Here is a 10,619-nt window from a genome sequence, read left to right as displayed (position 1 = left end):
AGAACAGAACGAATTGGCAGCGCAGTTGTCTCGGTTCGCGGAAACGCCCGGCGCCACATTGACCTCCGAGCGAATCGCCACCGCTGAATCATCGATTCCAATGCTGCACTGTCCGACACGTCGCGACGCTCAACCCTATCCGCTGATGTCGCGTTACCAAACCCACTACGGCAGCAAGGCGGCACGAACCGACTATGCCATTTCCGCAGGCAGCGGTGCCGAACTTGACCCCAGCGACCCTTTGAGCGATCGCATGATTCGAGTCGAAAACAGTGGTGTTTGGCAATTGGGCCGACCGACTCGTGCACGGGATGTCTTGGACGGACTGAGCGTCACCTACGCAGTGGGGGAAAAGGCGATGGATCCCAACCATTACACCACGGGCATTTGCCAAGGCGACCAGATGCCAATCTGCGGCGATCCCCGCGACGACGACACGCCTAGCACGTATGCTCGTTACGCCGTGCGTCCGCCGATGCTCGATCGCATGAACGATTGTTTGGTGTGCCATGATTTTGGCAGCGCTCACCCGGCCGGATGGAACGTGCTGATGTTGGACGGATCGGTCAAGATGGCAACGTTCAGCATCGACCTCGAAATCCACAAAGCCAACGCATCGATCCAAGGCCACGAGGTTCCCGAGTCGTTCTAATGAATGCATGTATCGCCGTGGCGAACGCATTCAAGACGACGGATGATAACCAAAGAAACGCCGCTCTTTGATCATCGCGGCGACGTGTTGCGAAACCATGGTTTCCCATGAGGAATCGTTTGCCGCGATCTTCTTCAAGACATCGCGTGAGAAGATCGACAGATAGGCATCATTGAAATTGCTAAGCTGTTCAATACAGCCTCCTTCGACAAGGTATTCGTACAACTTGCGAAGGTTCGGCGCGACCTCGAGATTTTGGACTGCGGTAAAGTCACCGGTTTCTGGGTCAAGAAACGGATAGATGTATAGCTTCAGATCACTCTTGAACAATCGACCAAACGATTCGAGCACGCCGCCCTGCAATTCGGTGTAATACCTTTCGTTAAACAGTTCCCGCAGACTCGAAGCTCCCATTGTGATCCCGATTCGATTGCGGCTAAAGCGAGCCAAGTAGGCGGCGAGTCGGTAGTACTGGAAATAATCGGAAATCATCACCATCATGCCTTCGGCGGCAAGCAACTCAATTCGTGCGATGAAATCAGAATAGTCCAATTCGCCATCGGTCAACAGATTTTTCAGCGTGATTTCGGTCAACTGCACGATCTCGCCCGCACCATCACCGAGCTCGGCAGAAAACTGCTCACGCGCACAGCGAAGCATGTCGATATTCACATGGGTCATCGGACGAAAGCTACCTCGTTCGACAAGAATTGGCTTTTTATAAAGCACTTCCGAAGGTTGCAGTACGGTTCCATCGGCGGCAAACATCGCGGCATTGCTCAATCCGAGCTGGACTAACTTCATGCTCATCACACGATTGTCGACTTGACGAAACGCGATCCCAGAAAACTCGATCATATCGATTTCGATTCGATCGACACTTAAATGGTCAAGCAATGAGCGGACGAACTGGTCGGGATCATGCTTTAGAAAACAGGCAGCATAGACCAAGTTGACTCCGACGACCCCGAGTGCTTCCTGTTGCTGCGCGTTCTCGCCGTCAAGCATCCGCACATGAATAATGATTTGACTTGGTTCATCATGGGGAACGGCTTGCAGCTTGACTCCCATCCAACCATGACACTCATTGGTCCCTTTAAAATTGCGAGCCGAGACCGTGTCGGCAAATACAAAAAAGGCAGTCGAATCGCCGCGAGTGGGTCCAAGTTTGTCAAGTATTTGCTGGAATTCGTAATCCAACATGCTTTGCAACCGCGGACGACACACGTAGCGATCACAGCTGCCATAAAAAGCATCGCTGATTGCCATATCATAGGCCGAGATGCTTTTGGCGATCGTCCCAGCGGCTCCGCCGACACGAAAGAACCAGCGCACAACCTCTTGGCCGGCTCCGATCTCGGCAAACGTTCCATAACGCTGCGAATCAAGATTCGTCCGCAACGCTTTGCCACGGGTATCGAGCAGATCGGCTTGTTCCAATTCACTCATGTTGCGACTTCCTCAACGCTTCTTGAGTTTCTCGCAAGGAGCGTTCCAGGTTGATGATCCGCTCGCCCGCCCGCAATCGAACATGCAACTCATCATGATTGAAGGGTTTGCTAATAAAATCGTCAGCCCCCGACTCCATGCCTTCGACCAAGTCTCCCTTCTTGGACTTTGCGGTTAACAACAGCGCGTAGACATAAGCATGGTCTCGCGCCGCGCGAATCCGACGGATCAAGTCAGGGCCATCGATTCCTGGCATCATCCAATCGCAAATGACCAGCGAAAAATCATCGTCCTGGAAGCATTGCCACGCTTCGCTGCCATCCTTGGCAACCGTCACCTCGTACTCCCATTTCTCGAGATAGCTCTGCAGCAATCGTCGAGAAACAGGGTCATCGTCGGCAATCAAGATTTTCATCACACGCTCCATGGCTAGTGGCCGTTGAAGGTTGATTCTGTTGTCTGTCTCTAAATCGCTTATCTCAAAATTAATCCCTGCAACACGCCCCTAAATACTGCACTCCACCTTAAATTCTAACATCCGATGTGGACCAAGGGGTGTAGAATGGCAGAACGCAAGTCCGCTTTGTCGGAGTTCGTTTTTTGGGATGATCGGAATAGTCAGCGGCCATGGAACTTGAAATCCTTGTCTTTCAATGCGGACAACGCCACTTTGGCGTCGAGGCTCATTTTGTTCGTGAAGTGTTGCGAGCCGTGTCGCTGACGCCCGTTCCCAAAGCTCCTGATGCGGTGATGGGCTTGGTCAATCTTCGCGGCCATGTGATCCCCGTGCTCGATACAAAGCAGCTCTTGGGACTGGGCCGCTCAACCATTCGCACGTCCGATCATTTGATTGTGATCAAGGTCGCCGATTGCGAAATCGCATGGCATGTCGACCACGCCGTCGACCTGCTGCGAATCCGCCCCGACGACGAAACGGCAACCAACGACGAAACGGCAACCAACGACGAAACGGCAACCAACGACGAAACGGCAACCGAAGACGAAACGGCAGTTGACGACAATACTACAACTGCAAACGATCCCGTTGGTCAGGACGAAACCGCAGCGAGATCCTCTGCAACGGTTCCACCCTCGCGTTTGTTCCGCACGGTTGCTAAGACGCACTTGGGGGTCGTGCAAGTGCTCGAGCCGACGACGCTATATGCGGATGACGCTATGAGAGATGTGCGGGACCTGGCCACTTCGGTCGTTGCTACCGAACACACCACGTGATGGAGCCTGCGTGGTGAACGACAGCGAACTGAGCGACGTCCTGGCGGTCATCCAGCAGCGTACTGGCCTTTCCTTTCGCAGCGATCAACGACAATCGATTCAGCGTACTCTCTCGTTGCTGATGCAACGCCTTGGAATCACGCGGTCCGCTGATTTTATTGCTGAGATCCAAAAGAACGCCAAAATCTATGACGAATTGGTCGATGAGATCACGGTGGGCGAGACCTACTTTTTTCGCGAACCCAAACAGTTCGATTTCATCCGACATCAAATCATTCCCGAACTGCGTTCACGTCGCGGCGATTCGACGATTTTAAGAGCTTGGTCTGCGGCATGCGCGTCCGGCGAAGAAGCTTATTCGCTTGCGATTCTGTGCCAACAAGAGAAACAGCATTTGGATGTGCTGGGCACCGATCTGTCGGTCGAATCGATCGCCAAAGCACGACGAGCAAGTTACCGAGAATGGTCCTTCCGCGGCGGTGCGATGTCTCAAGTCGCGAATCACTTGATGCAAACGCACGCATCGAAACACAGTGAATGCTATGAATTGAGTAAACAGGTTCGCAGACACGTTCGATTCCAAATACTAAATTTAGCGACGGATCAATACCCGAATCCAAGTGTCGGAATTGGGAATTTTGATCTGATTCTGTGCCGCAATGTGCTGATCTATTTCCGACGCGAGACAATTGATGCGATCGCGAGTCGGTTGTATGAATGTTTAGTGCCCGGTGGTTGGTTGATCACGGCTTCGGGAGACCCCTCACTTATTCACGCCAGCAACTTTACCCCGGTCACAACACCCTACGGCACGTTCTATCAGCGTCCAAACGTCAAAACAGCTGCACAGCTCTCGACGACCGGTGGAACCCAACCCGCCTCTCGCACATCCGTCCGCTCGCCGGCGGCGAAATCGCAGGCTCCGGCTGCGGAACCGGCCAAATCAGCGGACACACCGGCTTCGCCGTCTCCACCGCAGACGCCTATGCACACACGCGTTATGGCGGAGGCTCGCCAATCGCTTGCCGCCGGTGACTACGCTGCGGCGGTTCGCTTGACCGAGAATCATCTGCAGCACCCCGACGCCTGCGTGGTTCACGTTCGCAGCCAAGCTCACCTCGATGCGGCTGCAGCACTTCAAACATGCAGCCAAGCATTGATAAGCCATCCACTCGCGACAGAACTGCATTATTTGCGAGCTCGATTGCTGATGGATGCCAACGAGCTTGATGAAGCAGCACGCACGATTGGACGAGCCTTGTTTTTAGACCGAAGTGATGTGATGTCTCAATTTTTAGCTGGCTCGATCCAATTCGGGCGAGGACAATGGAAGGTTGCCTATCGTCATTTCGAGACCGTATTGAAATTGTGCAACCAGCAAGATCCTCAAGCGTTAATCCCCTTTTCTAAACAGAACACAGCGGCAGTGACAGCTGCAGCAGCCGAATCACAAATGACAAAAATCCGAGCACTGCTTGCGAAAACACCATGATTGCAGCTGATAAGAAACTCACCAAAACGTTCGATTGGGACGCTGCCAAACGCCGACTCGAAGAGTCCGGCAAAACTCTGCTTGATTCCGAAAGCCTACCGCCGGAACAGACCGCTAAAATCCTGGACGAACGCGCCCGCGAACTCGCTCGCGTTCCGGACCAAACGCTCGACAACCGCGAAACGCTAGAGGTGGTGCGATTCCGTATTGGCAACGAAGAGTTTGCGATCGGATCGGAATTTGTACTCGAGTTGACCTTTCCCAATTCGATCACTCCGATTCCGCAACTCGATCCGCATTTCGTGGGCGTGATCAATCTTCGCGGCGAAGTCACCACCGTCATTGACTTGGGCAAACTGCTTGGCATTTCGGCGGACGACGAACAAAAACCGCAGGCCCTTGTGCTAGGTCGCGACCGCCCCGAGTTCGCGATTCTGGTCAGCGGCATTGAACATGTGGTGGCCCTACGCCGCGACGACCTGCGTGAACCGATGGGAGTCACCGGCGGTTATCGCGATTTAATGCTTGGGTGCAGCAAGGACGGCGTGCTTGTACTCGGCGGCGAAGCACTGCTTGGGTGCGAAGAATTGTATGTAGACCAGAGTGAGTGAAGCGTTCGCTCCGCAACGTTTGAGGCAACGGCATGACATTGGCAGAACACGTTCGCAAACTTTCGCTGCGATGGCAGATTTCGGTCTTGCTTGGACTTGCGCTTCTTATTTCGCTCTTGGCGTTGGGAACGTTGGCGTTTCAAAAGAGCCGCGAAATCGTCACCGACATGACACTCGAAAAGATGGTGGCGCAAACCAACGAAATCGCCAACAACCTCGATAGCACCTTGTCGCGTTCACGCGCTGATACGCTCGCGATCCCAAGCTATCCGCCGATCCCTGGCATCATTCGTTGCTGGGACAACGAACAAAACCCAGGCCAAGACCCGGTGCAAACGGGATCAAATGTTCAAATTTGGATCCAGCGGCTTGCTCAAATCATCACCACCGAAATGCGTGCGTACAACGAGCGGATCGAATCGGCATTTTATGACGCAACAGGACAAGGCGTGATGCGGGTGGTCTCGCGGCGAGGTGGCCACGAATTGGAAACCGACCAGATCCGTAATATCGCTGATGCACCCTACTTTTTGAAAACACGTGAACTTAAGGATGGCGACATCTATGTTTCGCCGCTGGAATTGAATCCCAATGGCAACGCAATCATCCATGTCTGTACGCCGGTGTTCAGCAATTCAAACATGGAAACGGATGCCGAGTTTCGTGGAATCTTTGTCATTACCTTAGCCGGCGAACGCGTGTTTTCCAACGCGGTCGAGACATTGGCGGGCGATCGTGTGAGCCAGGAACAAGTCATCGAAATTGTGGACAATACGATGCAGTTTCTGTATTGCAGCAGCAATAGCGATGCGACGGCGATGAGTAATGATCGTTTCGATGAACTACGACCAGTGCGTGCCGAACGCTTGCTTAGAAACGATGCCGAAAGCACTCAGTTTGGCAAAAATGCCAACGCGATTTATGTCGCGGGAGCGGACCGTCCCGATGGCAAGTCGATGCTCGGCACGTTCACTCGAGTGTTTTATGACCCCAGCGATCGCACTCGATTTTGGGGAGTCACCACCAGCGAGTATGGTGAGTCGGCACTGCAAAGCGTCGCGGATCTGCGAAACCGATTCCTGTTAACAGGAACCCTGATCATGCTAGGCGTTCTGACGGCAAGCTACTTTTTTGCGGGACGTTTGGCGGCCCCGCTAGCCACGCTCACGCGCACAGCCGATGAGATCGCGGGTGGTCAAATTGACAAACCAATGCCACAGATTCAAGGTGCTGGCGAGGTTATCCAACTGAACACGTCCTTTCGCGAAATGACTCAAGCACTTCGCAATCATATTGCCGAAGCAAAGGACCAGAAAGCGAGAACGCAAGCGACGATTGACTCGACCGCCGATGCCATCGTGTCGCTCAACCAAGAGGGCACCATTTTGTCCTGCAACAGCGCGACGAGAGAGATGTTTGGTTACAGCGAGGACCAATTGGTGGGGCAAAACGCATCCCTTCTATCACAGGCGTTATGCAATAACGGCTCGCAGCAAACATTACATCATCTTGCACCAGGTGAAGTGCGTCGGCTAGGCCCAGGTTCTGAAACAACGGGACGACACCAGAACGGATCGGAAATCCCGCTGTTAATGCGAGTGGTGGCAATGAACTACGCCGGAGATGAGATTTACATTGCAACGCTGCAAGACATCGCCGAACGAAAACGCAATGAACTCGAACGCGGCAAGCTGTTCACGGCCATTCGTGATGCGGTGCAGCGACTCGCCTCCGCGACGCAAGAGATCTTGGCCACCACCAGCCAACAAGCCGCGGGAGCTCAGGAACAGGCTGCCACGGTGTCCGAGGTGGTCGCAACCGCCGAAGAGATTGCTCAAACCGCGGCCCAAGCCGCCCAACGCGCCGACGAAGTCGCCCAAACCGCTCGCCACACCGACGAAGTGGGCAACGAGGGACGCATGGCGATCGAAGGTTCCGTCACGGCCATGGAAGAAGTCAAACGACAAGTCGAATCGATCGCTGAAAACATGCTATCGCTGGCCGAACGGGCTCAAGCGATCGGCGAAATCATCGCCACGGTGAACGATATTGCGGAACAAACCAATGTGCTTGCACTGAACGCTGCGGTGGAAGCATCGCGTGCCGGCGAACACGGAAAAGGTTTCGCTGTTGTTGCAACCGAAGTCAAATCGTTGGCCGAACAATCCAAACGCGCCACCGCACAAATCCGCTCGATTCTGAGCGAGATTCAATCGGCTACCAATGCCGCCGTACTGTCGACCGAACAGGGCACTCACACCGTCAGCCAAGCCAGTGACGTCACGAGTCGGGCCGGCGAGGTGATCAAAACGCTTGCCCAGACCCTTGCCGATTCCACTCAAATGGCCACGCAAATTTCCGCTTCTGCAAACCAACAAGCCGCCGGAGTGCGACAGCTAAACGAAGGCATTCGCGATATCGACACCGTCACCAAACAAAGCCTCAGTGCCGTACAACAAATCGAAGAATCCGCCCGCAACTTGAATGGACTTAGTAACGAACTCGCTTCGCTCACAGAGATTTGATCACCGTCTGCAGTGCCAGCACCGGCATTTGACTTTTCGACTGCTTGGCAAACAGAGAGTTTGTCCTAAGTACAGGACCCCAGACAATGGACGAACAAGAATTTGCACAATTGCTGATGGAAACCTTCCTCCAGGAATTGAGTGAACACATTGAAACGCTCAGTCGCGATCTGTTGGCGGTGGAAAAGGAGCAAACAGCCGAAGAACTCGATGATCTCTGGAAGGTTATTTTCCGCGCCGCGCATACGCTCAAAGGAGCCTCTGCGGCAGTCAACGTGCAGCCAATCCAATCGGCTTGTCATCACCTCGAAGATATTTTCGGCTACTATCGTGACCAGCGTCGCCCGGCTCCGGCCGACATGATCTCGTTGATGCTGAAGGTGATCGACGGAATCGAAGATATCTCGGTGCGACTCCGCGCCGAAGAATCTCTGGACGATTCGGCGTTGGTGCAGATGTTGCCCGAACTGAAGCGAGTGGCAGACGAATTGACGTCGAGTGAGTCGGCGAACGTCGCCCCCGACGAAACGACCGAAGCCGAAACTTTGGACACGTCCGAATCGGCGGCCGAATCCAGTACCGATCGGGGTGACGAAGATCCTATGACCGCGTTCTTAAATGACGTGGACGATCACGTTGCGACGATATCGTCCGATGCGTTGAGCTTAGAAGCGGCGAAAAACGACAAAGAAAAACAGGATGCCCTGCGCTCGCTTTTGCGTGCCACCCGCAGTGTGAGAGAGTCAGCCACAAACGACTCGGACTCCGCAAACGAGCTGGAGGTGGTTTGTGAGGTCAGTGGTCATCTCGAACGACTGATCACACGGATGCAAAACGAGAATCATGATGTGACGGCGGACCAGGTTTCGCGGATCCTGGAAACCGCGAACGCGTTTGCCGAAGCGGGGCGACGGCTTCGCGATGGTCGTGATCTGCAAACGGCATCGATCGGGAAAATGAGCGATAAGCTTAGTAAACTGGTTTCCACGAAACAGCAACCGCCGCCTGAGTCGCCACCCCCGGCTGGCAAATCAAAGCCGTCTCCCACAAAGAGCGAGTCTTCCAAACCGAGCGCACCGGCCAAACCGAGTCCACTCTCAAAACCGAGTCCCCCAGTCAAATCGAGCGAAACCAGCAAGCGAACCGCCGCAGCGGACCAGACGGCATCCATTCGCGTCCCGGCTCAAAAACTTGACGCCTTACTGGCCTACAGCGGCGAACTGCTTGTCGTCCGAGGGCGATTCTCGTTGCGAGCCCAGGACGCCAACGATCTACGTGACTTGGCGACGGAATTAAAATCACGCTGGCTGCATTCCCAAAACCTGCTAAGTCAAACGACGCCCACCCGCTCGGCCGCCCAACCGCGTGCGGCCGCAGGGGTCACCGAGACCTGGATCGAAGAAACATCAAAATCATTTGCGTTGCTTGCGAGAAAGATCGAAGCCTTGTCCACCCGCATTGAAGCCGACAACCGTTTGCTTGGACAAACATGCAGCCAACTTGATGACGAGGTCTATCATGTACGAATGCTGCCGTTCACCGATGCGTGCGGTGGACTCGAACGCGCCGTTCGCGACATCGCGACAGCCAGCAACAAAAAGGTAACTTTCAAAATCGAAGGAGGGGATGTCGAGGTGGACCGTTCCGTGTTGGAAGGGCTAAAGGATCCGCTGCTACACTTGGTCCGCAACGCCGTGGATCATGGAATCGAGAAGACGACAGAACGAATTGCCGCTGGAAAACCCGAAACGGCCTCGCTGACTGTCAGCGCATCGCTGCGTGGCGGACAAGTCGAGGTGGTAGTCCAAGATGACGGAGCGGGGTTTGACTTGGAACGCATCTGCGGTATTGCAAAACAACGAGGCTTGGAAATTCCCGAAGACCGCCGTGAACAAGCACGACTGGTATTCGCGCCAGGATTTTCCACCGCCAAAATGATCACCGATATCTCAGGCCGCGGCGTGGGATTGGACGTAGTGCAAAGCCGCGTGGAATCGCTGCATGGTGCAGTCGATGTCGCATTTCGTGTGGGCCAGTGGACGCGGTTCACGTTATTGGTCCCGTTGACGCTGACCACGATCCGATCGCTGTTGGTGCAAGTGAATGACGAAGTCTACGCGATTCCGACGACGGCGGTCCAGCGATTAGTGCGTTTCGGCATCAAGGAAGTCCGCACGTCGCTCGGACGTGACACTTTGATGCTGGGTGAATCACCGACACCGATTGTATCGCTGGCGGCGACACTCGGATTGAAATCCAAAGGGCTAATCGCGGGCAAATTGTCAAAGGGACTCGCCGTGATCTTGGCGGCGGGTGAACAGCGGGTCGCAGTCACGGTGGACGACGTGTTGACCGAACAAGAGGTGTTGGTCAAGAACCTCGGCAGCCGAATTCGACGTCTGCGTCACTTTTCCGGATGCACCTTGCTGCCCACCGGTCGGATTGCCATGGTAATGAATACATCCAACGTCGTACGCACGGCGCTCGGCATCGCTCCTACGTATTCGCGATCCACATTTAAAAAACAGGAATCAGCGACTCGCAAACAACTACTATTAGCCGACGATTCAGTCACCACGCGGGAACTGCTCAAGAACATCCTCGAAACTGCGGGCTACGATGTCGTCGCCGCTGCCGATGGCAACAGCATGGACTGC

8 protein-coding genes are annotated in these 10,619 nt (G+C 54.4%); 6 read left to right on the top strand and 2 right to left on the bottom strand.

Going from position 1 to position 10,619, the window contains the following annotated elements; genetic code table 11:
* Positions 1–652, top strand: a 652-nt coding sequence (locus tag RMSM_RS04825; RefSeq protein ID WP_052031488.1) for a DUF1559 family PulG-like putative transporter, incomplete at its 5' end; no start/stop codon positions are given.
* Between the two features lie 30 nt (positions 653–682).
* Here the strand turns inward: RMSM_RS04825 and RMSM_RS04820 are convergent.
* Together RMSM_RS04820 and RMSM_RS04815 are read right to left on the bottom strand one after the other, a co-directional pair.
* Entirely contained in the window at positions 683–2,101 is a 1,419-nt protein-coding gene (locus RMSM_RS04820; protein WP_008692394.1) for a hypothetical protein, read from the bottom strand.
* Positions 2,094–2,516 carry a response regulator gene (locus RMSM_RS04815; protein WP_040764135.1) on the bottom strand — a complete coding sequence of 141 codons (423 nt, stop codon included), beginning with the start codon at positions 2,514–2,516 and terminating at the stop codon, positions 2,094–2,096. Before RMSM_RS04815 ends, RMSM_RS04820 begins: the two co-directional genes overlap by 8 nt.
* A 212-nt stretch (positions 2,517–2,728) precedes the next feature.
* Here RMSM_RS04815 and RMSM_RS36430 point away from each other — a divergent pair, with 212 nt between their 5' ends.
* From RMSM_RS36430 to RMSM_RS36420, 5 genes are all read left to right on the top strand, one after another.
* Positions 2,729–3,334 carry a chemotaxis protein CheW gene (locus RMSM_RS36430; protein ID WP_008692390.1) on the top strand — a complete coding sequence of 202 codons (606 nt, stop codon included), beginning with the start codon at positions 2,729–2,731 and terminating at the stop codon, positions 3,332–3,334.
* A 13-nt stretch (positions 3,335–3,347) separates the two neighbouring features.
* On the top strand, positions 3,348–4,826 hold the full coding sequence (locus tag RMSM_RS04805; RefSeq protein WP_160168230.1) for a CheR family methyltransferase: 1,479 nt from the start codon (positions 3,348–3,350) through the stop codon (positions 4,824–4,826).
* Positions 4,823–5,437, top strand: coding sequence for a chemotaxis protein CheW (locus tag RMSM_RS04800; RefSeq protein WP_008692386.1), 615 nt, complete (start codon positions 4,823–4,825; stop codon positions 5,435–5,437). Before RMSM_RS04805 ends, RMSM_RS04800 begins: the two co-directional genes overlap by 4 nt.
* Before the next feature lie 32 nt (positions 5,438–5,469).
* Complete coding sequence (locus tag RMSM_RS36425; RefSeq protein WP_008692384.1) at positions 5,470–7,962, top strand: methyl-accepting chemotaxis protein; 2,493 nt, start codon at positions 5,470–5,472, stop codon at positions 7,960–7,962.
* A gap of 86 nt (positions 7,963–8,048) precedes the next feature.
* Positions 8,049–10,619, top strand: a 2,571-nt coding sequence (locus tag RMSM_RS36420) for a hybrid sensor histidine kinase/response regulator (RefSeq protein ID WP_008692382.1), incomplete at its 3' end; no start/stop codon positions are given.

This window comes from Rhodopirellula maiorica SM1, from assembly GCF_000346295.1.
Taxonomy (GTDB): Bacteria; Planctomycetota; Planctomycetia; order Pirellulales; family Pirellulaceae; genus Novipirellula; species Novipirellula maiorica.
The sequence above is the reverse complement of the archived record's forward strand: the minus strand, read 5'-3'. Positions and strand labels throughout refer to the sequence as shown.

Excerpts from the sequence above, each read along its gene's own strand:
- RMSM_RS04820 (WP_008692394.1), bottom strand. The coding sequence starts at position 2,101 with ATGAGTGAATTGGAACAAGCCGATCTGCTCGATACCCGTGGCAAAGCG.
- RMSM_RS04815 (WP_040764135.1), bottom strand. The coding sequence starts at position 2,516 with ATGAAAATCTTGATTGCCGACGATGACCCTGTTTCTCGACGATTGCTG.
- RMSM_RS36430 (WP_008692390.1), top strand. The coding sequence starts at position 2,729 with ATGGAACTTGAAATCCTTGTCTTTCAATGCGGACAACGCCACTTTGGC.
- RMSM_RS04800 (WP_008692386.1), top strand. The coding sequence starts at position 4,823 with ATGATTGCAGCTGATAAGAAACTCACCAAAACGTTCGATTGGGACGCT.
- RMSM_RS36425 (WP_008692384.1), top strand. The coding sequence starts at position 5,470 with ATGACATTGGCAGAACACGTTCGCAAACTTTCGCTGCGATGGCAGATT.